22 protein-coding genes, 5 tRNA genes and 1 pseudogene are annotated in these 25,494 nt (G+C 39.9%); 1 reads left to right on the top strand and 27 read right to left on the bottom strand.

From position 1 onward, the window contains the following. Nucleotides 1–88: 88 nt before the first annotated feature. The 27 genes and pseudogenes from rpoB to G0028_RS01965 all read right to left on the bottom strand — a co-directional run bounded on the left by rpoB (nucleotide 89) and on the right by G0028_RS01965 (nucleotide 24,047). Nucleotides 89–4,177, bottom strand: coding sequence for a DNA-directed RNA polymerase subunit beta (rpoB, locus tag G0028_RS02095; RefSeq protein ID WP_174493427.1), 4,089 nt, complete (start codon nucleotides 4,175–4,177; stop codon nucleotides 89–91). Between the two features lie 306 nt (nucleotides 4,178–4,483). Then, nucleotides 4,484–4,852, bottom strand: a complete 369-nt coding sequence (gene rplL / locus G0028_RS02090) for a 50S ribosomal protein L7/L12 (protein WP_130074255.1) — start codon at nucleotides 4,850–4,852, stop codon at nucleotides 4,484–4,486. 48 nt (nucleotides 4,853–4,900) lie between these two features. Next, nucleotides 4,901–5,407: a 50S ribosomal protein L10 gene (gene rplJ / locus G0028_RS02085; protein WP_130074254.1), complete on the bottom strand. Its 507-nt coding sequence runs from the start codon at nucleotides 5,405–5,407 to the stop codon at nucleotides 4,901–4,903. A gap of 298 nt (nucleotides 5,408–5,705) precedes the next feature. Further along, a complete protein-coding gene (rplA, locus tag G0028_RS02080; RefSeq protein WP_174493428.1) occupies nucleotides 5,706–6,401 on the bottom strand; it encodes a 50S ribosomal protein L1 in 696 nt (231 codons plus the stop codon). A gap of 3 nt (nucleotides 6,402–6,404) precedes the next feature. Then, a complete protein-coding gene (rplK, locus tag G0028_RS02075; RefSeq protein WP_004813566.1) occupies nucleotides 6,405–6,833 on the bottom strand; it encodes a 50S ribosomal protein L11 in 429 nt (142 codons plus the stop codon). 117 nt (nucleotides 6,834–6,950) lie between these two features. Beyond that, nucleotides 6,951–7,484 (bottom strand): transcription termination/antitermination protein NusG, encoded by a 534-nt coding sequence (gene nusG / locus G0028_RS02070; RefSeq protein WP_111861062.1) that lies wholly within the window; start codon nucleotides 7,482–7,484, stop codon nucleotides 6,951–6,953. Nucleotides 7,485–7,491: 7 nt separating this feature from the next. Further along, nucleotides 7,492–7,932 carry a preprotein translocase subunit SecE gene (secE, locus tag G0028_RS02065; protein ID WP_180047449.1) on the bottom strand — a complete coding sequence of 147 codons (441 nt, stop codon included), beginning with the start codon at nucleotides 7,930–7,932 and terminating at the stop codon, nucleotides 7,492–7,494. Nucleotides 7,933–8,007: 75 nt separating this feature from the next. Continuing rightward, nucleotides 8,008–8,083: transfer RNA gene (locus G0028_RS02060), tRNA-Trp, on the bottom strand. 45 nt (nucleotides 8,084–8,128) lie between these two features. Continuing rightward, nucleotides 8,129–9,319 carry an elongation factor Tu gene (tuf, locus tag G0028_RS02055; RefSeq protein ID WP_174493252.1) on the bottom strand — a complete coding sequence of 397 codons (1,191 nt, stop codon included), beginning with the start codon at nucleotides 9,317–9,319 and terminating at the stop codon, nucleotides 8,129–8,131. Between the two features lie 143 nt (nucleotides 9,320–9,462). Next, nucleotides 9,463–9,537 (bottom strand) — tRNA-Thr (locus G0028_RS02050). A gap of 12 nt (nucleotides 9,538–9,549) precedes the next feature. After that, nucleotides 9,550–9,625, bottom strand: a tRNA-Gly gene (locus G0028_RS02045). Nucleotides 9,626–9,660: 35 nt separating this feature from the next. Beyond that, nucleotides 9,661–9,744: transfer RNA gene (locus tag G0028_RS02040), tRNA-Tyr, on the bottom strand. 54 nt (nucleotides 9,745–9,798) lie between these two features. Then, a tRNA-Thr gene (locus tag G0028_RS02035) sits at nucleotides 9,799–9,874 on the bottom strand. Nucleotides 9,875–9,971: 97 nt separating this feature from the next. After that, nucleotides 9,972–11,465, bottom strand: a complete 1,494-nt coding sequence (trpE, locus tag G0028_RS02030; protein ID WP_130074523.1) for an anthranilate synthase component I — start codon at nucleotides 11,463–11,465, stop codon at nucleotides 9,972–9,974. Between the two features lie 134 nt (nucleotides 11,466–11,599). Beyond that, nucleotides 11,600–12,268, bottom strand: coding sequence for an HAD-IA family hydrolase (locus G0028_RS02025; protein ID WP_180044925.1), 669 nt, complete (start codon nucleotides 12,266–12,268; stop codon nucleotides 11,600–11,602). Between the two features lie 74 nt (nucleotides 12,269–12,342). Next, nucleotides 12,343–13,059: an FHA domain-containing protein gene (locus G0028_RS02020; protein WP_130074521.1), complete on the bottom strand. Its 717-nt coding sequence runs from the start codon at nucleotides 13,057–13,059 to the stop codon at nucleotides 12,343–12,345. Nucleotides 13,060–13,184: 125 nt separating this feature from the next. Further along, the gene (gene gspD, locus G0028_RS02015) at nucleotides 13,185–15,425 is read right to left on the bottom strand and encodes a type II secretion system secretin GspD (protein WP_180044926.1); all 2,241 of its coding nucleotides are present in this window, start codon (nucleotides 15,423–15,425) and stop codon (nucleotides 13,185–13,187) included. A gap of 41 nt (nucleotides 15,426–15,466) precedes the next feature. Further along, the gene (locus G0028_RS02010) at nucleotides 15,467–16,324 is read right to left on the bottom strand and encodes a type II secretion system protein N (RefSeq protein WP_180044927.1); all 858 of its coding nucleotides are present in this window, start codon (nucleotides 16,322–16,324) and stop codon (nucleotides 15,467–15,469) included. A 2-nt stretch (nucleotides 16,325–16,326) separates the two neighbouring features. After that, nucleotides 16,327–17,070 carry a type II secretion system protein N gene (gene gspN, locus G0028_RS02005; protein ID WP_180044928.1) on the bottom strand — a complete coding sequence of 248 codons (744 nt, stop codon included), beginning with the start codon at nucleotides 17,068–17,070 and terminating at the stop codon, nucleotides 16,327–16,329. A 171-nt stretch (nucleotides 17,071–17,241) separates the two neighbouring features. Then, complete coding sequence (locus G0028_RS02000; RefSeq protein WP_130074517.1) at nucleotides 17,242–17,568, bottom strand: H-NS family nucleoid-associated regulatory protein; 327 nt, start codon at nucleotides 17,566–17,568, stop codon at nucleotides 17,242–17,244. A gap of 256 nt (nucleotides 17,569–17,824) precedes the next feature. Next, a complete protein-coding gene (locus G0028_RS01995) occupies nucleotides 17,825–18,256 on the bottom strand; it encodes an acyl-CoA thioesterase (protein ID WP_130074516.1) in 432 nt (143 codons plus the stop codon). Between the two features lie 11 nt (nucleotides 18,257–18,267). After that, entirely contained in the window at nucleotides 18,268–19,464 is a 1,197-nt protein-coding gene (locus G0028_RS01990) for a heme biosynthesis protein HemY (RefSeq protein ID WP_180044929.1), read from the bottom strand. A gap of 1 nt (nucleotide 19,465) precedes the next feature. Then, nucleotides 19,466–20,311, bottom strand: coding sequence for a hypothetical protein (locus tag G0028_RS01985; RefSeq protein ID WP_174493435.1), 846 nt, complete (start codon nucleotides 20,309–20,311; stop codon nucleotides 19,466–19,468). After that, nucleotides 20,308–21,090, bottom strand: coding sequence for a uroporphyrinogen-III synthase (locus G0028_RS01980; RefSeq protein WP_180044930.1), 783 nt, complete (start codon nucleotides 21,088–21,090; stop codon nucleotides 20,308–20,310). Before G0028_RS01980 ends, G0028_RS01985 begins: the two co-directional genes overlap by 4 nt. After that, nucleotides 21,090–22,013 (bottom strand): hydroxymethylbilane synthase, encoded by a 924-nt coding sequence (gene hemC / locus G0028_RS01975; protein WP_171457493.1) that lies wholly within the window; start codon nucleotides 22,011–22,013, stop codon nucleotides 21,090–21,092. The genes G0028_RS01980 and hemC overlap by 1 nt, the downstream gene beginning before the upstream one ends. A gap of 92 nt (nucleotides 22,014–22,105) precedes the next feature. Next, the gene (locus tag G0028_RS01970) at nucleotides 22,106–22,843 is read right to left on the bottom strand and encodes a LytR/AlgR family response regulator transcription factor (protein ID WP_130074511.1); all 738 of its coding nucleotides are present in this window, start codon (nucleotides 22,841–22,843) and stop codon (nucleotides 22,106–22,108) included. 51 nt (nucleotides 22,844–22,894) lie between these two features. Next, nucleotides 22,895–24,047: pseudogene (locus tag G0028_RS01965) on the bottom strand (sensor histidine kinase). Here G0028_RS01965 and argH point away from each other — a divergent pair. Next, nucleotides 24,038–25,468 (top strand): argininosuccinate lyase, encoded by a 1,431-nt coding sequence (argH, locus tag G0028_RS01960; protein WP_171457489.1) that lies wholly within the window; start codon nucleotides 24,038–24,040, stop codon nucleotides 25,466–25,468. The pseudogene G0028_RS01965 and the gene argH sit on opposite strands and share 10 nt — an antisense overlap. Nucleotides 25,469–25,494: the final 26 nt, after the last annotated feature.

Raw genomic sequence — 25,494 nt, 5'->3', positions numbered from 1 at the left:
TGGGTCACAAATATTGTTTTTTAACTGAAAAATCCCCTAAGTCCCCCACTTAGTACAAATGAGGTCTTAGGGAGATTTCAATGGCTAATTAGTCACCATTTTTCAGTTCAATGTTGATACCTAAAGAACGGATCTCTTTGGTCAATACGTTGAACGATTCAGGCATACCTGGGTCCATATAATGGTTACCATCTACAATATTCTTATAGATGCGAGTACGACCTTCAACGTCATCCGACTTCACAGTAAGCATTTCTTGAAGTGTATAAGCAGCACCATAAGCTTCAAGTGCCCAGACCTCCATCTCACCGAAACGCTGACCACCGAATTGAGCTTTACCACCCAATGGCTGTTGCGTTACTAGAGAGTAAGAACCAGTAGAACGTGCATGCATCTTGTCATCAACCAAGTGGTTGAGTTTCAACATGTACATATAACCTACAGTGACTGGACGGTCGAAACGCTCACCTGTACGTCCGTCATACAATACGGTTTGACCTGTACGTGAAATACCACCAAGTTCAAGTAAGTCTTTGATTTGTGACTCTTCAGCACCATCAAATACTGGTGTTGCTAAAGGCACACCCTTACGTAAATTACCTGATAATACCAAGATTTCATCATCAGTTAAGCTATCAAGATCTTCTTGCTCGCCACCAACTTGGTTATAAATCTTGTCTAAGAATTCACGTAACTCAAGAATAGTACGTTGTTCTTGCAACATCTTATCGATCTTGTCACCAAGACCTTTTGCTGCCATACCCAAGTGAGTTTCTAGAATCTGACCCACGTTCATACGTGATGGTACACCTAACGGGTTAAGTACCACATCAACAGGCACACCGTTTGCATCATGTGGCATGTCTTCTACAGGTAAGATGTTTGATACAACACCTTTGTTCCCGTGACGACCCGCCATTTTATCACCCGGTTGGATGCGACGTTTAACAGCTAAATACACTTTAACAACTTTCAATACGCCAGTTGTAAGTTCATCACCTGTAGAAAGTTTGCGTTTTTTCTCTGCAAATTTCTCATCAATTTCAAGACTCTTCTCTTTCAAGAACACTTGAATTTGTGTCAAACGTTCAGCAATTGCTTCGTCAACAGGTTGGATTTCAAGCAGATCTACCAACTCTAAACTAGACAACACGTCTTCAGTGATTTTTTGACCACGTTTAGTTGTGCCACCACCATTCGACTCTTGACCATTCAACAAGCGAACCACACGCTCACGTGCTGCTTCTTCGAAGATTTTGTATTCTTCTTTCAAGTCTTTACGGTAAGCATCAAGTTGTGCTTTTTCAATTGCTTGAGCACGTTCATCTTTTTCAATGCCATCACGAGTGAAGACTTGAACATCGATGACTGTACCTTTCACACCAGACGATACGCGTAAAGATGAATCTTTAACGTCAGCCGCTTTCTCACCAAAGATTGCACGAAGCAATTTTTCTTCAGGTGTTAATTGCGTTTCGCCTTTCGGTGTTACTTTACCAACAAGAATATCACCTGCTGTCACTTCAGCACCGATATACACAATCCCTGACTCATCCAATTTAGACAGTGCAGCTTCACCCACGTTAGGAATATCCGCAGTAATTTCTTCTGCACCTAACTTAGTATCACGTGCTACACATGACAATTCTTGAATATGAATTGAAGTCAAACGATCTTCTTGAAGTACACGCTCAGAAAGTAAAATCGAGTCTTCGTAGTTGTAACCGTTCCAAGTCATGAACGCAACGCGCATGTTTTGACCGAGTGCTAATTCACCACCATCAGTCGATGGACCATCAGCAAGAACGTCACCACGCCCCACTTTATCACCAAGGCTTACAAGCACTTTTTGGTTAATACAAGTGTTTTGGTTCGAACGTGTATATTTGATCAAGTTATAGATATCTACACCTGCCTCACCCGCGATCATTTCGTCTTCATTGACACGAATAACCACACGAGAAGCATCAACAAACTCAATACGTCCGCCACGTTTCGCAATCACACACACACCAGAGTCATGTGCTACGTTTGCTTCCATACCTGTACCAACAAGTGGTTTGTCAGCAAGCAATGTAGGAACAGCCTGACGTTGCATGTTTGAACCCATCAATGCACGGTTGGCGTCATCGTGTTCAAGGAATGGAATGAGGGATGCCGCAACAGATACAACCTGCTGTGCAGAAACGTCCATATGCGTCACTTTTTCAGGAGGCATACGTACAAATTCACCTTGGTGACGTACAGATACAAACTCTTCAGTCAAATGACCATCTTGATCGATCCCTGAATCAGCCTGTGCAATCACAGTACCTACTTCTTCAATCGCAGATAAATATTCAACTTCATCTGTTACACGACCATCAATAACTTTACGGTAAGGTGTTTCCAAGAAACCGAAGCTATTACATTTCGCATACACTGAAAGTGAGTTGATCAAACCAATGTTTGGACCCTCAGGAGTCTCAATTGGACATACACGACCATAATGCGTTTGATGTACGTCACGTACCTCAAAGCCCGCACGCTCACGTGTTAAACCACCAGGCCCGAGTGCTGATACACGACGTTTGTGTGTAATTTCAGACAATGGGTTATTTTGGTCCATGAACTGAGACAATTGGCTTGAACCAAAGAATTCTTTGATTGCAGCAGCCACTGGTTTTGCATTAATCAAATCTTGTGGTGACAAATTATCTGTTTCAGCTTGGCTTAAACGCTCTTTTACAGCACGTTCAACACGAACAAGACCTACACGGAATTGGTTTTCTGTCATTTCACCAACAGAACGCACACGACGGTTACCTAAATGGTCAATATCGTCGACTTCGCCTTTACCATTACGAATTTCAACCAATGTTTTTAATACATCAGTAATGTCTTCGTTTGAAAGAATACCTTCAACTTCACGTGATTTTTGGTCAGTACCGACTTCATAAGGACGACCTAAACGACGGTTAAACTTCATACGACCCACTGGCGATAAATCATAACGCTCAGTTGAGAAGAATAAGTTATTGAATAAGTTTTCAGCAGCTTCTTTTGTTGGTGGCTCACCTGGACGCATTACTTTGTAGATTTCTACCAGTGCTTCTTCACGACCTGAAGTCGTATCTGCACGTAAAGTATCTGCAACGAATGGACCACGGTCGATGTCATTGGTATAAAGCACGTTAAACTGCTTAACGCCGCCTTCCGCAATTTTCACCATAATTTCATGGCTAAGCACTGTATTGGCAGGAATCACTTCACCATCATGTAAAGTAATATCCTGTGCAACAATACGCTCATATAAATATTCATCAGGTACAGGAAGCTTCGTTAAGCCCGCTGCTTCCATTTGACGTACATGACGCGCATTGATACGCTTACCTTGTTCAACAATCACTTTACCGTCATTGTCTGCAATATCAAACTGCGCCATTTCACCACGTAGGCGTTCTGGCACTAGGTCAATTTGATAACTGCCCATATCAAGATATACAGGAACTTTTTCATAGAACATGTCTAGAATTTGTTCGTTGCTATAGTTCAACGCACGTAAAACAACAGTCGCAAGTAATTTACGACGACGGTCAATACGTACATAAACTAAATCTTTCGCATCAAACTCAAAGTCTAACCATGAACCACGGTAAGGAATAATACGTGCTGAATACAACACTTTACCGCTTGAATGAGTTTTACCTTTGTCATGATCGAAGAACACACCTGGAGAACGGTGTAACTGAGATACGATTACACGCTCAGTACCGTTAATCACAAATGTACCGTTCTCTGTCATGAGTGGCATTTCACCCATGTAAACTTCTTGTTCACGAACGTCTTTTATTGATTTCGTTTCACGATCTTTAATGATCAAACGAATTTTTACGCGCATTGGTGCCGCATAAGTTGAGCCGCGAAGAATACATTCACGTACATCAAACTCTGGTTTACCAAGGCTATACTCAACGAATTCTAAAGCAGCATTGCCAGAATAACTTTCTATTGGAAACACTGAACGAAATGCGGCTTGGAGACCGATATCTTCGCGGTTTTTTGGAGTTTTGCCATCTTGTAAGAATGTTCTGTACGAGTCGACTTGGATCGCGAGCAGGTACGGAGCATCCATAACTTGGGGCAATTTACCAAAATTCTTACGGATCCGTTTCTTTTCGGTATATGAGTATGCCATCTGGAGTCCTCGGAAAGTAAACTAAACCCGCCTGCAGAACGGATTTAGAAGGAATTACGCAGGTCGATATGACCACCACCTTTTACAAATGCTGCAATTTTCAGTGGTATAAAACGCTTAACAATATTTTTAAAATGGAAAAATATTGTTAAGCGTTTGATTTTGTTTGCTTATTCTTAAAATTGATGATTTTTCTATCATTCAATCTAAAATCGAGCCGATTATTGTAACGCAAAAAGGCTGATAGCCCAAGAGCTATCAGCCAATTTGTGGAGTCGATTTTTAAATAATCGACCCCCTAAGCGATTACTTAAGTTTAACTTCAGCACCAGCTTCTTCAAGTTTTTTCTTAAGTTCTTCAGCTTCTTCTTTAGAAACGCCTTCTTTGATTGCAGAAGGAGCGCCTTCAACAAGATCTTTCGCTTCTTTAAGACCAAGACCAGTTGCTTCACGAACTGCTTTAATTACAGCAACTTTGTTAGCACCGAAGCTAGCAAGTTCAACTGTGAATTCTGATTGCTCTTCAGCAGCAACAGTAGCTGTACCAGTAGCAGCAACTGCAACAGCAGCAGCAGATACATTGAATTTTTCTTCGAAAGCAGAAATTAATTCAACAAGTTCAAGAACAGTTTTTTCAGCAACTGCGTTTAAGATTTCTTCGTTAGTTAAAGCCATGAGAGTAACTCCAAATGGATATTGAATGGTGTGTAAAAATGTTTAAGCTTAAGCAGCTTCTGACTCGTTTTTCTCTTTGAGCGCTGTAATAAGGCGACCCAATTTCGAAATAGGAGCTTGAAGAACGTTTGCAAGCATAGTAAGCGCTTTCTCTTGGTTTGGAAGGTTCGCGATTACGCTAACTTCAGCACCTTGATAAACTTTACCGTCAAATGCAGCAGCTTTAAGTTCAAATGCTTTATTAGTTTTAGCAAATTCTTCAAACAAACGAGCTGCAGCGCCCATGTCGTCTTCAGAAGTTGAGAAAGCTAAGATTGTTGGGCCAACAAGGTTGTCATTCAAAATATTGAATTGAGTGTCTTGAAGCGCACGTTTAGCCAAAGTATTACGTACTACACGAGTAGCAACACCTAGTTTACGCGCTTCAACACGTAGAGCAGTTAATTGCTCAACAGTTAAACCTTGGTAGTCAGCAACAACAGCAGCATACGCAGTAGAAGCAACTTCTGTTACTTCAGCTACGATCTGTTTTTTGTCTTCGATAAGAAGAGCCATTGTAAAACCTCCTAACGGTGATTTATGCACTCTAAAAAAGTGCACTCCCAATTCGTAAACCTTTCGATTTACACGCGGAGGAGGAACAAATCACACCACCGCGTCTACTCAGACTGGATTTTTAAGAAGTGGCTTCGAAAAACCACCTCGCCTGAGGTCTTTGACGCTGATAAATATTCACTTATCAATTCAAAGTTTGCCTGAGTTTGCGAGAAACTACGTTTCTTGCGAAAATTTTAAAGCGATGCTTTAAAATTTTCTCAGGGCTTTAAAATTCTTTATTTAAATAAGTTAAAACTTATTTAGAAACGTTTTGTACATCCACAGTAAGACCAGGACCCATCGTTGAGCTCAAAGTGATCTTTTGAATGTAGATACCTTTAGAAGTCGCAGGTTTTGCTTTCTTAAGGTCAGCAATAAGTGCTTCAACGTTTGAACGAACAGCTTCAGCAGTAAAACCTACTTGACCGATCGCAGCATGGATGATACCCGCTTTGTCTACACGGTAACGTGCTTGACCCGCTTTTGCATTTTTAACTGCAGTTGCTACGTCAGGAGTTACAGTACCCACTTTAGGGTTTGGCATTAAGCCACGTGGACCAAGAATTGTACCTAACTTACCTACAACGCGCATTGCATCTGGAGCAGCAATAACAACATCAAAGTCAAGGTTACCCGCTTGGATGCTTTCAGCAAGATCATCAAAACCAACAACGTCCGCGCCTTCAGCTTTAGCAGCTTCAGCAGCAGCGCCTTGAGCAAACACAGCTACACGTACAGTTTTACCAGTACCTGCAGGAAGTGTCGTCGCGCCACGAACAACTTGGTCAGATTTACGAGGGTCAACACCTAGGTTTACAGCAACATCCAAAGACTCTTTGAATTTAACTGCAGGAAGACCATTAAGAACTGCAACCGCTTCTTCCAAAGTGTAAACTTTGTGTGCTTCAACAGCAGCAACGATGGCTTTTTGACGTTTAGTTAATTTAGCCATGTCTTATAGCTCCACTTCCAAGCCCATAGAACGTGCAGAACCAGCGATGGTACGAACACGTGCGTCTAAATCAGCACCAGTTAAATCTGGTTCTTTAGTAGTCGCAATTTCTTCCAATTGAGCACGAGTCAACTTACCAACTTTAGTTTTGTTAGGTACAGCTGAACCCTTTTGGATACCCGCAGCTTTCTTAAGAAGAATCGCAGCAGGAGGAGTTTTCATGATGAAAGTGAACGACTTATCGTTGTACACAGTAATCACGACTGGAATTGGAAGACCAGCTTCAAGTTTTTGTGTCGCAGCATTGAATTCTTTACAGAATGCCATGATGTTAACACCACGTTGACCTAGTGCAGGACCAATCGGTGGAGATGGATTCGCTTTACCAGCTGGAACTTGCAGCTTGATATAGCCGTCAATCTTCTTAGCCATTATCTAATACCTCTGGGTAGTAACGCCGTTAGGCTCCCCATTTTATTCACACAGCAAACACATTACTGCGATAATAACAATGCCCGATAAAATCGGGCGCTTTTCAACCAACGATGATTAAACTGTTTTTTCGACTTGACGAAATTCCAATTCAACTTGCGTTGGTCGATTAAACACGTTAATCGTTAAGGTTAAACGTGATTTATCGTATATAACTTCTTCCACCACACCTTTAAAGTCTGTGAATGGACCGTCAATAACCAATAATTCTTCGCCTGGTTCAAACATTGTCTTAGGACGAGGTGCTTCACCAGTATTGCGTACACGTGCAAGAATCGCATCAGCTTCTTTTTGCGTAATGGGTGCAGGCTTTTCTGCTGTACCACCGATGAAACCTAATACTTTTGGACATTCTTTAACAATGTGCCAAGTTTCATCATTCATTTCCATTTCAACTAACACATAGCCAGGAAAGAATTTACGCTCTGATTTACGTTTCTTACCATCCTTCATTTCCACTACTTCTTCAGTAGGAACAAGGACTTCACCAAAGCTATCAGCAACAGCGCTACGCTGGATTCGATCATTAAGTGAACGCATCACTTGTTTTTCATAACCAGAATAGGCATGAATAATGTACCAACGTTTCATAGCTCTCTTACCCGATAATAAACTTCATAAACCAACCAATAATGTAGTCAAAGCACCACAAAATGATCGCCGCAACCACTACTACCAGTAGAACTTGCCATGAAGCTGTAACTGTTTCATGTTTCGTAGGCCAAGTCACTCGACGTAATTCTAATCGAGCATCTTTCAACAAACGAACAAAGCCTTTGCCTTGATGGGTGGCGTATAATAAACCTAAAGCCACTACGATACAAGCTATAATTACCCCAATGCGCACCCAAATACTATTTGCAGGTGCCCAATATGCTGGTAAAAACTGTGGAACCATCATTGAACCAATCAACAGAATCAATGCAAAGATCCATAACACCACATCAAATGGTGTACCAGAACTTACAACTTCAGCAGGGTTATTTCTTTGAGGAATTGGCGCGCCGCCCATTGCGTCACGCGATTTATCATTCGACATTCTTTTACTCGTCGTAGGATTCGCGACTTATTATATGACCAGATCAGTCGGCATCAAGCTTTTTATTTAAAAATATGGCAGGTCAGGAGGGACTCGAACCCCCAACATTCGGTTTTGGAGACCGACGCTCTACCAATTGAACTACTGACCTATAAGACAAACCGAGAATCGAAACCCTCGGTTTGAGATAAAACAATTATGCAGTAACTTTAGAAACTACACCAGCACCCACTGTACGACCACCTTCACGGATCGCAAAACGTAGACCTGGGTCCATTGCGATTGGGTGGATCAATTCTACTGACATTTCTACGTTGTCACCAGGCATAACCATTTCAACGCCTTCTTTCAAAGAGATTGCGCCAGTTACGTCAGTTGTACGGAAGTAGAACTGTGGACGGTAACCGTTAAGGAATGGAGTGTGGCGACCACCTTCGTCTTTAGAAAGTACGTATACTTCTGCGTCGAATTTAGTGTGTGGTTTGATTGAACCTGGTTTAGCCAATACTTGACCACGTTGTACGTCTTCACGTTTAGTACCACGTAGAAGAATACCACAGTTCTCACCTGCACGACCTTCGTCAAGCAATTTACGGAACATTTCTACGCCAGTTACAGTTGTTTTAACTGTATCTTTAATACCAACGATTTCAACTTCTTCGCCGACTTTAACGATACCAGACTCAACACGACCTGTTACTACTGTACCACGACCAGAAATTGAGAATACGTCTTCGATTGGCATTAAGAATGCTTTATCGATTGCACGTTCTGGTTCTGGAATGTAAGTATCAAGCGCTTCAACAAGTGCAAGTACAGCTGGAACACCGTATTGACCATCTTCACCGTTAAGTGCAGCTAAAGCTGAACCACGGATTACTGGAGTGTCATCACCTGGGAAGTCGTAAGTAGAAAGAAGTTCACGAACTTCCATTTCAACTAATTCGATTAACTCTTCATCATCAACGATGTCACATTTGTTTAAGAAAACAAGAATGTAAGGTACACCTACTTGACGAGAAAGAAGGATGTGTTCACGAGTTTGTGGCATAGGACCATCAGTCGCTGAACATACAAGGATCGCGCCGTCCATTTGAGCAGCACCTGTGATCATGTTTTTAACATAATCGGCGTGTCCTGGGCAGTCTACGTGCGCGTAGTGACGGATTGGAGAATCGTATTCTACGTGAGAAGTATTAATTGTAATACCACGTGCTTTTTCTTCTGGTGCAGAGTCAATTGCAGCGTAGTCTTTCGCTTCGCCACCAAAAGTTTTTGCACATACAGTTGCAATTGCAGCTGTTAAAGTTGTTTTACCATGGTCAACGTGACCGATTGTGCCCACGTTTACGTGTGGCTTATTACGTTCAAACTTAGCCTTAGCCATGTTTATTTTCCTCGTTTACGTCGAACACAGTTCTAATACAACCCATCGACATATTGTCTAAAAACCAGACACCCAATACTTGAAAAGCAGACTAATAAGCCTGCTTTTTGAATTTTTGTAGAATAATCTACTAAACTGTAATCTGGAGCTCTTATCGAGATTTGAACTCGAGACCTCTCCCTTACCAAGGGAGTGCTCTACCACTGAGCTATAAGAGCAATCATCTTCGATGGAGCGGGAGACGAGGGTCGAACTCGCGACATGTAGCTTGGAAGGCTACCGCTCTACCAACTGAGCTACTCCCGCTAAATGTTGGTAATTACCACTTCAATCGAAGTTAATGGTGGTGGGAGAAGGATTCGAACCTTCGAAACTTTCGTGGCAGAGTTACAGTCTGCTCCCTTTGACCGCTCGGGAATCCCACCAATTACACTTACTTTCAGTGTTGAACCTTTACTATTACATTACAAAACTTTAGATGGTGCCGGCACACGGATTCGAACTGTGGACCTACTGATTACAAGTCAGTTGCTCTACCAACTGAGCTATGCCGGCGTTTCTTTTGTTTCGTACCTTTCGTATCGGAACGGTGTGCAGTTTAGCAAAAAGAAAAATCCTTGCAAGTGTTTTTTTTAAAAAAATCGCTAAAAACCTATAAAATCAATCCATTTGATGATAATTCAACCGCTTTGATCACTGCGCGAGCTTTTATTTGGGTTTCATTCCACTCAGATTCAGGATTTGAGTCATAAACTAAGCCTGCTCCTGCCTGTACATAGACCTTATTTTCACGAATTACGCAGGTACGGATCGCAATCGACATGTCCATTTCACCATGCCAGCCTAAATAACCAACAGCACCACCAAAAATTCCACGTTTTACAGGCTCGACTTCGTCAATAATTTCCATTGCACGTATTTTTGGTGCACCTGACAGCGTACCTGCAGGGAAAGTTGCTTTAAAAACATCCAAAGCATCCACATCATCACGCACTTCGCCTTGTACATTGGACACAATGTGCATAACGTGTGAATAGCGCTCGATCACCATTTGATCAGTCACTTGCACTTTGCCTATTTTTGAAATACGACCAACATCATTTCGCCCTAAGTCAATCAACATTAAATGTTCTGCAATTTCTTTTTCATCAGACAATAAATCTTTTTCAAGTGCTAGATCTTCTTCTTTGGTTTTACCGCGTGGGCGAGTCCCAGCAAGTGGACGCACTGTGGCAATGCCATTTTCTAAACGAGATAAAATTTCTGGGGAAGAACCGACAATATGGAACGGTTGATTATTTTCCAAAGTCTGTCCTTGCACCAAAAACAAATAAGGCGATGGATTCAAATGACGTAAGGCTCTATACACCTGCAAAGGCTCACCATCAAAATCTGACACCATACGATGCCCAGGTACTACTTGCATCACATCGCCTGCACGGATGTACTCTTTAACCTTTTCAATCGAAGCAAGGTAGTTTTCTTTACCTGTTAATGATTCAAAATGCGGTGCAGTATGTTTTTTGGCTTGTAAGCTGATTGGCGTTGCCAGTAAAGTCTCAAGTTCATCAAGTTGTTGCTGTGCTTTTTGATAAGCATCTGCATCATTGACATCTGCATGTACAATCAAAAACAAGGTATCTTTTAAATTATCAAAGACAATCACAGTTTTAGACAGCATCATCCATAAATCAGGCAAACCCACCGGGTCTGCTTCAGGCACGTTATTTAATCGTGGCTCGATATAGCGCACTGAGTCATAACCAAAGTACCCCACCAAGCCTCCAGTAAATTGTGGTAAATCTGGAATAAGGTCATGTGGCGGCACCTTAAACTGTGCTTGAAAGTCTCGAATATATTGAAAGGGATCTAAGCATGTCTGCTGACTTATATCGCCATTGGCTTGTTGAATGGTGAGTTGCCCTGCATTACAGGAAAAAACCGTTGATTCCCCCAAACCAATAATCGAATAACGCGCCCAGTTCTCACCACCTTCTACAGATTCAAATAAATAAGCTTGTTTATGATCTTTGAGTCGGGCAAATACAGATAAAGGCGTGTCTGTATCTGCAAGACGTTGGCGATAGACAGGAATAAGGTTGTAGCCTGCTGTTTTTAATTGTTCAAATTGATTTAATGTCGTCATCAGGAAGTTCTCTTTTTCGATTTTACTCAGTGGCTTAAAATAAAAATCTTACTTAGTATCGCCATCGAAAAACTTTTTTACTGTTCATTCCTCTTTCCTTTGTCATCAATTTATTTTGCAGGGTTTACATTCACTTAACGCAGCAATTCCATCATATTATCGACCACCTGTTGTGGCTGACATAACTGAATATCCTCACCATGATTATAACCATAGCTTAAAACAACACAATCGACCTGGGCACGGCGTGCTGCTGCAACATCATTACTCGAATCACCAATCATTAAGGTTTTATCAGCACTAGACTTATAATGTTCTATACAATAATTTAACTGTATCGGATCAGGTTTGCGTTCTGCAAAACGGTCACCGCCAATCACATCTATAAAATAGTGATCCATTTTCAATTCTTGTAAAATTTTTCGAGCGGGTTGCTCAGGCTTATTGGTCACGCAAATCAATTTTTTATTGTGTTTCAACCCCCACTCTAAAAAATCAAGAACACCATCAAATGCTTTGGTATCTACACAAGGTTCAGCATTATAAATTTCTAAAAATGTAGCCAAAAGCTGTTGATGCAAATCAGGATCAACTTCACCTTTTAGATATTGCAAGGTGCTTTCACAAAATAATGATGTTCCCTTACCAATCCAAACCCGCACTTGCGCCTCAGTCACCAAAGGTAAATCCAAACGTGCCAGACTTAAATTCATCGCACGATAGAGATCAAATGCTGAATCAACTAAGGTTCCATCCAAATCAAATAAAATAAGTTCTCGCTGATCCAACTTTGCAACATTCATCTTTTTACATCCACTGATCACTGATAAAACAAAGGCATGCGATTGCATGCCTTGATTGTAGGTTGAAACAAGGCTTATTTAAAGAATAGCCAAGCAATCACCGCCAAAATGACCAAAGTAATAATGGTAATGAGTCCAACTTTTGCATTTTTCTGGGTTTCTACTTCTTTCTCAACACAAACTTCAGGTGTTTTAATTTCACACGCTTCTGGTACTGGTGCATGGATGTCTACATTGGCAGGGATTGGCGCAGGTTTTGGCACACCGATATTGGTTGGCATACCATCACGTGACAGTTGCACATGTTCATCTCGTGATGAAAGTTCAGGCATCCCCTGTTCATTCATTTTTTCTGCTGCGGTTTTTTCTTTTTCAATTTTTTCCTCTACCACAGGTGGTTTAATCTCTGAGGTAGCAATTGCTTCAGCAGGTTGAATAATTTCCTCAACGTCAGCAGTGACCATAGGCGCAACGATTTCAGGCACAGTCTCCACCTGAACAGCAGGTGCATAGACATGAAATTTTAGACTAGCAAATTGAACAATATCATTATCTTTTAACAATTTTTGTTCATCAATACGAATATCATTTACAAATGTACCATTAGAAGATTTCAAATCTTGAACCCAAAGTGCATCATCTTTTACTAAAAAAGCAGCATGGCGACGTGAAATTTCTGCCGCTTGCAATAAAATATCAGCCTCTTGATGGCGACCAACTAACATGTCTTTGTCAATTGAAACCTCTTTCCCTTCAAGTTCTGCACTAATTGCCTTTAATTTCCAAGTCATGATGATCTTCTCATTCTGATTCAAAAGCATATTAACATGCAAAATTCAGTTTTTAATAGTCTTAACCACGATCAGACAAACTGAATTCTACAATCTTTATCGCCAAAGTGAAGTTAACTCAAGATTTAATTGACCCTTTGCTGCTGAATTTTAGATTGATCTTCTGCAACAGGTGTAGTGACGGCTTTGTGTGCACCACCCGACGGAACCTGTTGATAATTTTGAGGAGTAGGCTGAATAATTTTTGGCTGATTTTGTGGATTAGAGGTCAATGGTAGACGTTGTTGATACACATCTTCTATATTGGCAGGCAATTTAGCAAAGTTACCATCTTTATCCATTGCCAATTGCAAACCATAGAGTTGGTCATAACGTTGCTGAGTTAAACGGCGCACATCCGTATTATCATCGACAATGGTTGGATGAATAAAGATCAATAAGTTACGTTTTTGATTACTATTATTGTCTGATCTAAAAAGACGCCCTAGACCCGGAATCGCACCCAAGAAAGGTACTGACTGACGCCCAGTCACGCTATTATCTGCAATCAAACCACCTAAAACGATAGTTTGCCCATGATCTGCCAAGACCGTGGTTTTAATCGCACGTTTACTGGTGACCAAATCCGCTGCTTGTCCACGACTTTGATTCACATTTGAGACTTCTTGTTCAACTGCAAGTCGCACTGATCCACCTTCTCCAATTTGCGGGGTTACTTTCAAGGTAATCCCGACATCTTTACGCTCAATCGAAGTATATGGATTGACTGTGCCGCCACTTCCTGTACTGACAGAACCCGTCACAAATGGAACGTTTTCCCCCACTACGATATACGCCTCTTCATTGTCCATCGTCACAATAGACGGTGTAGATAATAAATTAGATTTGGTTTTCTCTTTGAGTGCTTGGATCATCGCGCCATAAAGTTTACGAGAACCATTCGCACCTTCTCGATAATCTCCTAAGATTAGAGATGTACCCGCACCTTGATTACTGTTCCCAGCCATTGCTGCACCAATGCCTGCTGCACCACCTGTCAAATAACCTGCTGCTAAGCTTGCTAAACTCGACCCGACATTAGAGAAGTTAATCAAACCTACGCCTGTACTCAAATCCCCCATTGCCCATTGCACGCCTAGTTGATCTGCATCATTGCCTTCTATTTCAATGATGGCTGCTTCTATCAAAACTTGTTGACGACGTATGTCAAGTTGTTGAATCGCAGCATCAATTTCTCGCATAAGCTGCGGTTCAGCTTTTACAATCAAGGCATTTTGCGTGCTGTCAGCAATAATACTGACTCCATTGGCATTAAAGCTGCTGATATTATTTTGATTATTATTTGAAGTATTACTGTTTAAATTAATCGATGAACCTGTCGCACTTGAAGCGCTTGAGCTATTACTCAGCGATGAACCATTTGTATTGTTATTGGTTAAGTTATTGATTGAGCTATTGTTGCTATTATTGTTGCCGTTATTGCTTGAGCTCACAGCCTGACCTGTAACCAGTCCTTGTAAAATTTCAGATAAGTTTTTTGCATTGGCATATTTTAGCTTAAAGACTTTCAAGCCACCCAAACGATCTGCTGAAGGTACATCCAGCATTTCTACCATGTGACGCAAACGTTTACGTGATGTCGGATCACCTTTTAAAATAATTCGATTCGTCCGTTTATCTGCAATGATTCGCACACGAGAACCAGCAAAATCTTTAGAAGATCCTGTCGCCGCCATCGAATCAAGCAGACTTATAATTTCTTCGGCTTGACTCGATTGCAGGGTAATCGCTTCAATGTCATTTTGCCCCGTACCATCTAAGTTACGGATAATCGTTTCAATCTGATAAATATTACTTGCACGATCTGACACGATTAGAGCATTTGTTCCCTGAATGGCTGCCATATGGGCAAATTGGGGCATCAGTGGACGTAAAGCAGGAATCAAATCATTTGGATTGGTATTTTCTAGCCAAATCACACGTGTTACGACTTGATCACCACGTGCATTATTTCGCGGGTCGTACTGCACATTCGTGTTGCGAATATTACTGTCAGGAATAAGGCGAATGGTGTTACCTGATGGCACAGCAACCACCCCATTAACATTAAGTACACCTAAAAATAAGTCATAAACTTCATTTTTATTCAGCGGCTTATTTGAAATCACCGTAACGTTGCCACGCACACGCGGATCAACTGCAAAATTTTTCCCTGTAATGTCTGCGACTTCATTAATAAAAGCAGTTAAATCTGCATCACGTAAGTTAATTTTCCATGTTTGTGCATGGCTTGCTGTGCTGATAACCGTCATTAAAGGAGCAGCGACTACAAGAGCCCAAACTGGTCGATGATTCAAAAAAGCCATAACTTATTATCTTTCCTAATTTTATTTGTAGTTCTCATCACTTACAAACTTTGCTGAATGGTCATCACCTGATCACCACGCTTAATTTCAATTCTTACTTTACCATCACGTTTGGCTTGTTCTAACAGTTGTATATCACTTTGTCCCTGCCCCACAGCTTGTCCATTAAGAGAAATAATACGATCACCCGACCTCAAGCCTAATTTGTTACGCAGCACCGCAGGCGTTTGATCTGTCACTTCATAGCCCTGTCCACCTTGTGTATTGACGCCCATATTTTTTAAATATTGATCTTTGTCTTGATTCATTTTCTCAATGGCTTGAGTCAGTGCGCTTTGACTATTACTCGGTGAAGGCTCTGTTGCAGGCTGTACATCTTGTTGGAGTGGTGCGACACTTGCTGAACCCGATTGATTTGGCTCAATAGGTTGGTACAAGCTACCTAAACTATTAAATTTTAACTCTCGAGTTGCACCACTTGCCTGACGTAAAATGACCCGATCCCAATATACTTCTGACAATTCATAGCCACTGTTGTCAATATTCTGTCCAACAATAAAACGGTCTGCAACTTCATTAACCTTAATTACAGCTGAGGAGTTTCGGCTTGGATAACCTACAACCACGCCTTGCAATTGCATTGGAATAGTTTCATCCGCCGCGGCTTCACTTTTATTGGCTTCATAAAATAGTGCAAAACTCGAAATATTCGGAACTTGGGGTTGTTGTGCCCCAAGCTGCACCGCTTCGGGCTGTATCACTTGAGGAGGTGCAATCACCCACCAAAACATTGCAGCCAATTTCCAAGCGATTGCCAAAATCAATAACAATAAAACCACAGGCGCAAGTTTATCGAGCTTTTTCCACGAAATATGTTCAAGGTGTTGTTGAAAATTCATGGTTATGAGCCTCCTTGCAACAAAGGCTGACGACTACTGATTACATAAGTATCTAAACCAGCTTTACCATCATAAGAAGGGACATTTAACAAGAAACGTTGTGTCAATTGCACATCGAGCATCATTGTGGGATCTAAAGTAATATTGACCATTTTTTGACTACGTTGATCTTGAATATCAAAAATCAGTTTACCTGCTTCATCCTTCAGTTGACCATTCAACGATGGCATATTCATACGATCTTGGCGCTGAGCATAGGTGTAAATTAACTCACCACCCGCCCACTGTAGTTGACCATCACTTTCACTAAAACCTGTCTCTTGCTTAAACTTAAAACTGACATCTTTAAGTTGAATGGCATTGACGGGCCATTGCCAATCAACAATGCTTTTCAGTGTTTCTGGTGCAATTTGTCCCGTCATATTTTTAATGGTGACTCGCTTACCCAAACCATATGCTGCAACACCGTTAAGCTGTGTTTGCCCACTATGAATTTCAACATTTGCACCCGCACGCAACAAAATCAAATCAAAAGGACGTGTGTGCCAAGTCACTGAGCCGCGTAAATTGCCTTGCTGCCAATCTGCTTGACCTTGCCAAATATTGCCACTGACATTGTGTAAAATTTGATTGTTTTTATAAAATTTAGAAATTAACCACGTCGCAGGTACTTGTAATAATACAAAAATGAAAAAGGCAACAATGCCAAGAATCCACCATGTTAACTGTTTCGATTTTTTATTCATCTAGCCATACCAACACATATTCATTTATTCTTCCATGCAAGATGATGCCTGAGTTATGACTACACATTATGCATAATTTTCGAGTATCTCCAATTGACTCTTATAAAAAAACCAAGCAGTTTTGCTTGGTTCTTTAGATTTTAGGGACTTTGCATGACATTTACATGAAGATTAGATCAAGAAATCTTCTAATTTAGCGCCTTTTTCAATTTCCGCCACTAACCAACGAGGTTGTTTACCACGTCCAGTCCATGTTTCTGCTGCATTGTTTTTGTTACGATAACGTGGTTCAACGGCTTTACGCGTTGTCTTTTTACGTTTATGCGTACCATATTCGATGAACTGTTCTAAAGTTAGACCCGCAGCTTCTGCAATTTCAATAATTTTATTATAAGCATCTTCTATTTTTTGATCTTTTTTTGATTCAATCAAGGCTTCAGCTTGTGCTGCTAAACGCTCTAACTCTTCTACCGAAAGATCACTAATATCAGGCATCATATTAACTCCATAGTCAATTCTTAATAATTATTCAAAATAATTCCGCTATTATAATATTTTTAATAATATTAATTAGCAATACTAAACCCTTTATTCATTCACATAAAATCAACAAAAAAATAAAGTTATTTTGATTATACATGAATAATTAATATACACCATATTCCTTACTTAATAAGTAATCTTGACTTTTTATATCCAAAACCCAAATAAAGCATTTCTAAAGGACACTTTTTACTAATCTTAAGGATGTATATTATTTTAAGTTATTTCCACTTTGATTTTCTAAATCAATTATTTTTTGTCTTAAAATAACTGGAATAGTAGTTTTTTTCATTTCGATTTTATCCACAAAGACTACAACAGCTTCACCTTCTGCTACAACTTGGTTTTGTTGCATGCTATATAAAACATAATGCATACGAATCGCACTATTACGCATTTCTTCAATACGTGTATAAATCTTTAATTGATCTGGATAGAACACAGGTTTTAAGTATTTACATTGACTTGATGCAACCACAGTTAATATATCTTCAGCCAATACATTTAAGGCATCAAAATATGCAATACGTGCACTTTCTATATAACGATAATATTGCACATTATTAACATGTCCAAATGCATCCATATCTCCCCATGCGACTTTTTGCTCATAAACAATTGGATAGTTTGATAATTCCAACATATATATAACCCTTAAATTTTAAATTTCACAAAATTTGCATCATTTTCAAAAATCGAATTTAACTGTAAAATTAAATCATCATTACCATTTAAAGTGGACTTAATTCTCAAATAATTCATCAATGGATCATCGGGATAAAGTGATAACAATTGTTCTGCTTTTTGAGTTTTACCAGTAGCGTTATAGATATGCCACTTCGCAAATGCAAATACAGGAATACCTGAATACTTAGTTTCTAAATACTCGATTTGTTGTTCAATATATTCATAATCTGGGTTCTGGCGTAATAAATAATGCTGGAATAATAAATAAAATACATCCTGATCAAATTTTTCATTTAATAATTGCAATGCCAAATTTTGATGCTGTTGACTCATTTCAGGATAATGAGTTAATACTTTCAACCACAATACCTTTATCTCATAAGACAAATCTGTCAAATGCTCAGCCGCAAGTAGATAACGTTGTTGAATCAGTTCATTTTCTTTCGCTGTAGCCGTTTCGAGCTTAGAAAGCAATTCAGTCAACCAAAGTCGTTGTGTTTCTTCATTTAATAAGGCAGCAAACTGCGTCGAGTGTAAATATTCAAATGGAAATTTAATCGCAAATGCTCCCCATAAATTTTGTAATTTATGCGCATAGGCTTGACTGACTTGCTTTAACCACGGTGATAATTCATGTCCACTCAAAAACTCTAAATGTGTCAGTGCTTGCTGTGCTTGATTTTCTGCCAAATAAATTTTAATGCGTTGTATTTCCGCGAGCTCAAAAGCTGCTGTTGAGCTCTGCTCCAAAGCAGTTAACGCTTCAATATAATGCTGAGCACGAAATAACAACCGAGCTTGAATAATATTTTTTAACAAACCAGATTGATTAAACACTTCTTGAATAAATTCTTGTTTCTCACTTTCACCTTCGAGTAACCACACCACACCCAATTGTTCATAAGGATGCAAACGGCTAAAACTAAAGGTATTTTCCAATTTACGGCGCTCTTGATTCAGATAACGCTTCATCAAATACCAAGTGCTATGCACCATAAAACTCAACAACAGGAAGAAGAAAACCATCACCCAAATATTGGTCTGGATTTGAATATCACGCCACAAAACATAAATATAGCCAGCACCTGAGGAATAACTCAGCAAACTCAAAACAGCGAGCAGAATTAAAGCAACAAAACTATAGACGCCCAAAATTTGCTTCATCTTATGCCCCCAATACTGTGGTTGTATTGAGTTTTGGCACTGATAAAATAGGCATTTGTTTAATTTGTAATAATTTTTGTTTAAATTTCTGACTTTGTGCATCAGGCAACGGATCTAATTGTTGAATCACTAGATTGAGCATATTTTGGTATTCAACATATTCGCCACGCAATAACGCGTTTTGTGCCAAAATAATACGTAGCTGAGTTTCTTTTAGAATTAAACGACGATTCACCAATTCATTGGCAGAACGATCAACACGTTGTACCTGCAACCAACGCTGCCAAAAATGTTCAGGATTCTGTTGAGCAGGACTTAAACGAGGTTGTTGAATCTCGACTTGAATCGCTTGATCTAGTTGATGCAATACATGATTGAGCTGTTCCTGCTGCACATCTCGGGCTTGACTAAACTTTTGAATCGCTTGTATATCTTTTTGAATCGCTTGACGTAAACTATTTTTTAACGAGTCAGCTAAATTATATTTTTCTACCTGCAGGTTCAGCTGCACCAATTGCTCTACGGCAAAAATATATTGTTGCTGTTGTAAGGCAAACTGCACCAATTCTAACTGTTGTTTAATCACAGTAGATGGCTGAATACTTTGTATTTCTAATGTTTTACTCGGCAAACTATTCGGTACATTTTTCGCAGGTACACTATTTACCACTGTGGGATCGCGTTGTAATGCCACCACTTGGTCATTCAAAGTGGCATTTTTTTGCTCACTTTGATGCAAAGTATTTTGAATATCAGCCAGTTGTTGAGAAATATGATAAAAGTCGTAACTAAGTTTACCTAACCATGCCAATGCGATAAAAAATAAGAAATGGATAAACTTCTTCATATATTCCTTTGCAATAGTTGAATCTGCTGCAATACGGTCACCGTTTTTAAATTTGGAAGTGTGCTGATATTAAAACACATTGTCATTTTTTTCTTATATTGTTGCAAAATTTGATACAAACGCTCACCTAAAACTAAATAATGACACTGATCAACCAACTTCAAGTTTTCTTGGTTTAACTGTAACCAATTGAGCCAGCTGGCTTCACTACTGATACACACCACATAAGGCTGGTGCATCTGATCAAGCTTTAACAGCATAGTACGATATTGTGCCAAACTTGTGGCAGGCAAATGCCGCTCATACAAAATAAAATTCAACACCTCAAGCTGACGTGCTTGGCATTGTTGCATCATAAATTGCCGCCCACCCTCACCTCGCCAAAAAGCAATTTTGCTAAGAGGTTGAACATGTTCAAAAATACTTAGTCCTAACATACCTTCTGAAGTTTCTACTTCAGGCACATGGCTGCTGATTTGATATTTTGCTAAAGCTTGGGCGGTCATTTGCCCCACAGCAATCCACTCAATGTGCTGTAGCTGTGAAAGCTGCACACCACTTTGTTGTAAATATCTCATCCCAATTTCGACTGCCGTTGGACTCACCACCACAATCATTTGCGCTTTTAAAAGCTGTGAATAGAGTGCTTTTAATTCATCTGAAAAGGGGTGTGCAGACAATTCTAATAAAGGCAGTTCAATCGTGTCTATGCCTGCCTGTATCAGATTTTGGCTGAGTGCCTGTGCACGGTCAGTCGGTCGGGTATTAATAAATAACATTAATCTTGATAAAGTGCTTTGAGTAGATCACCCGCACCCAATGTAAGTAAAGCTTTCGCCAATTCTACACCCAATTGCTCGGCTTGATCTTCAGCACCTTGTACACGTTGTACCAATAGTGTTTGGCCATCAGGGCTACCCACACGACCTTCAAGCTGAATTTGTTGCTGTTGCACGGTTGCATAGCCTGCAATCGGTACTTGGCACCCGCCTTCTAAATAGGCGTTGAAAGCTCGTTCTGCACGGACACAGACATTGGTATCATGGTGCATTAACGGCATAATCAAGTCCAAAACTGCTTCGTCATGACTCCGACACTCTAAACCTAAAGCACCTTGACCCACTGCAGGTAAACTCACCTCAGGTGCAAGTGTATGACGAATACGGTCATGCAAACCTAAACGCTTTAAACCTGAACTTGCCAAGATAATGGCGTCATATTGTTCAGCATCAAGTTTAGATAAACGTGTGCCAACATTCCCTCTTAAATCAATCACATCTAAATCAGGACGTTGTTTTAATACTTGGCATTTACGGCGTAGACTTGAGGTACCAAGCTTTGCACCTTGGGGTAAATCTTCAAATTTTGCATAGTGATTTGACACAAAAGCATCAAAAGGATCTTCACGCTCACAAATCACTGCCAACTCTAAACCTTCTGGCAACTGCATCGGAACATCTTTCATTGAATGTACAGCTAAATCTGCTCGTCCATCTAATAAAGCCGCTTCTAATTCTTTAACAAATAAGCCTTTACCACCGATTTTTGCCAATGGCGTATCTAAAATTTTGTCACCTTGCGTCACAAACGTCACTAACTCCACTTGAAGTTGTGGATGCAACTGCTCTAAACGATCACGAATGTGTTCAGCTTGCCACATTGCAAGTGGGCTTTGTCTTGTCGCTATTTTCAAGGTCTTCATCATTTCAGCTTTGCCACAGTTTAAACACTCTAAACTTAACCTCCTGCTCTAAAAAAGCAAGTAAAATTATCACAGAAGCTATCTGTTCTATTTTATAGGTTCTGCATTCGCTCTCTTAAATTCGGTAAATGACGGCGACTTACAGCAAGTTTTTCATCTAATTCACGACAGCGCACCTGATATTGCCCTGAAGCAACCATTTCCAAACCATCCAAATAATCTATTGCAATGAGTGCATTACGGTGAATACGAATAAATTTACCCGAAAATTCTTGCTCAAGGTCTTTTAATGTTTCATCAATCAAAACACTGCCATTTTTATGACGTACAGTGACGTATTTTTGATCTGCCAAAAAATAGTAAATATTTTCAATTGGAATCAACTCCAATCCACGATAGGTTTTTGCAGCAATTTGCTGTCTTTGCACTTTTTCTTCCATGAGTTCTTTTTTTTCTAAATTAGTGATTTGCGCTTGAGTTAACTTAGTTAAACTCTCCAATACATCATTTAGATCGTCCTTTGCGATCGGTTTTAACAAATATCCTTTTGCTTGAGATTGAATTGCTTGCAATGCATGTTCATCATATGCAGTACAAAAAATAATTGCAGGCATAGGGTCAAATTGGCTTAATTGTTTAGCACACTCTAATCCGTCCATTTCAGGCATTTGAATATCCAATAGCACCACATCAGGTGCGTAATGTTCGACAAGTTCGAGTGCTTCTTGTCCATGCTGTGCCGTTGCCACCACATGATGTCCCAATTGCGTTACTAATCGTGATAATCGCTCGACTGCAAGTGGCTCATCATCACAAATTAGGATGTCCATTCTCCCTCCTTTTGCATCATCATTCTTTTAATGTTTTGCTCTGTCATTATATTACTTATATTGATACTGCATCACTGTAGTAAAACGCTCTTTGCCTGCGATGCTCCGAAATTGAACAGATTCACCAAAATGCGCTTTTAAACGCTGTTTCACATTTTCCAATGCTATGCCATGTCCTTCTCTTGAATTTATTCTATCCTGTATAAATGGGTTAGTAATGACTATAGTGACTTGATTTTGCAATATTTCAACCAATATCCCAATTTTAGCATTGATATGCTTCTGCTCAACACCATGAAAAATACTGTTTTCAATGAGTGGCTGTAATGTGAGTAAAGGTATTTTAACCTGCTTTAATAATTGAGGTTGTTGAATATTCCATTCTACGTTTAAACGATCACCCAAACGAATTTGTTCGATGCTAATGTATTTTTTTGATAATTCAATTTCTTCAGCCAAACTCACCAATTTCAACTCTTGAAAACTCACCCGAAAGAGTTTAGATAAATCTATGAGCATCTGTTCAGCTTTGTCAGGATTAATACTAATCAGACTCACCACACTATTTAAACTATTAAATAGAAAATGCGGGTGAATCCTTGCTTGCATCGCTTGTACACGTGCATTCAATTCACTATTTTGCTGTTTTAACCATTGCCCACGCATATAAATATAACGCAAACAAAATGCGCCCAAGAGCGCCCCATAACTCAGATGTAAAATAATATGTTCAAAAACAATAGCCGCGGTTAAATGCGTTAAAGAAAAGTTCGCTCCCCAATACAGCACACAATTTAAAACAATCGTGGTGATAAAAACAATCAACTCAAGCAAGATAAAACCGAAAATTGCTGCGTTTAAATCGCTCATTTTTTTGAGTTTATCTTGGAAAAAATCAACCCAAGCCGTAAATGCCAATAAAATCCAATTGATATATAAAACATATTGAATCACATGACTAAATTGTAAATCTGACCATGCTTGCGCCTCCGCCAAAGCCAAGACAAGTGCCAGGACATTACTGCCAATAAACAGCTCAATAAAATATTGCCATTGGCTAATTTTGCTAAAAAAATGTGGACGATTTTGAGCATTTTGCATATTTAAACCAGATTCATGTTACTGCGCTGCGGAAAGTAAGCTTGAATTTGCTATACTATTTTCCAGTTCTATTGCTTTTTTAAATGAGCCGACATGACCACATCTTCTAATTCCTCAAATCCGTCACAAGCCCAAACTTCGGGTATGTGGGGCGGTCGTTTTTCTGAAGCAACTGATGCTTTTGTTGCTGAATTTACAGCATCTGTTCAATTTGACCAACGCTTTTATAAACAAGATATTGCTGGTTCTATTGCGCATGCAACCATGCTTGCAAAAGTAGGTGTTTTAACAGAACAAGAACGTGACGACATTATCAATGGTTTAAACACCATTAAAGCTGAGATTGAAGCAGGTCAATTTGAATGGCGCATCGACCTTGAAGATGTGCATATGAATATCGAGTCACGCTTGACTCAACGTATTGGTATTACTGGTAAAAAACTTCATACTGGACGTAGCCGTAATGACCAAGTCGCAACTGACATCCGTTTATATGTACGTGATGAAATTGATGCCATTTTACAATTACTTGAAAAATTACAAAAAGGTATTTTAGGTTTAGCTGCTCAAAACACCAACACCATTATGCCGGGCTTTACCCATTTACAAACAGCACAGCCTGTAACCTTTGGTCATCATTTGATGGCGTGGTTCGAGATGCTCGTTCGTGACTCTGAGCGTCTTATTGACTGCCGTAAACGTGTCAATCGTTTACCTTTAGGTTCTGCAGCACTTGCAGGAACAACCTATCCGATCGAGCGTGCCTATACGGCTGAACTTTTAGGTTTTGAAGCAGTATGTGAAAACTCACTTGATGCTGTATCTGACCGTGACTTTGGTATTGAATTTAATGCTGCCGCATCACTCATCATGATGCATTTGTCGCGTATGTCTGAAGAAATGATCCTTTGGACATCTGCACAGTTTAAATTTGTCAATATTCCTGACCGTTTCTGTACAGGTTCATCGATCATGCCACAGAAGAAAAACCCAGATGTACCTGAGTTGATCCGTGGTAAAACGGGTCGTGTTTATGGCGACTTGATGAGTCTTTTGACCCTTATGAAAGGCCAACCGTTGGCATACAACAAAGACAACCAAGAAGACAAAGAACCATTGTTTGATGCAATTGATACAGTGCGTGGTTCATTGATGGCATTTGCTGACATGATTCCTGCATTAGTACCGAACATTGAAATCATGCGTGAAGCGGCGCTTCGTGGCTTCTCAACTGCTACAGATTTGGCTGATTACCTCGTTAAAAATGGCGTTGCGTTCCGTGACGCACATGAAATTGTCGGTAAAGCGGTGGCGTTAGGCGTGCAAGAAGGCAAAGACTTGTCTGAACTCACACTTGAGCAACTACAACAATTCTCTGACTTGATTCAAGCAGATGTATTTGAAAAAGCATTAACCCTTGAAGCATCAGTCAATGCCCGTAATCACATTGGTGGTACTGCACCTGCTCAAGTTGAAGCTGCCATTCAACGTGCTTATACACGTTTGGAAAAACTGTACGCTTAATTTTTTTAAGTTTAACTTTAGGTCAA

Source organism: Acinetobacter piscicola (assembly GCF_015218165.1).
GTDB classification, from domain to species: domain Bacteria; phylum Pseudomonadota; class Gammaproteobacteria; order Pseudomonadales; family Moraxellaceae; genus Acinetobacter; species Acinetobacter piscicola_A.
Note: the sequence above shows the minus strand (reverse complement) of the source record. Positions and strands in the feature narration are given on the sequence as shown.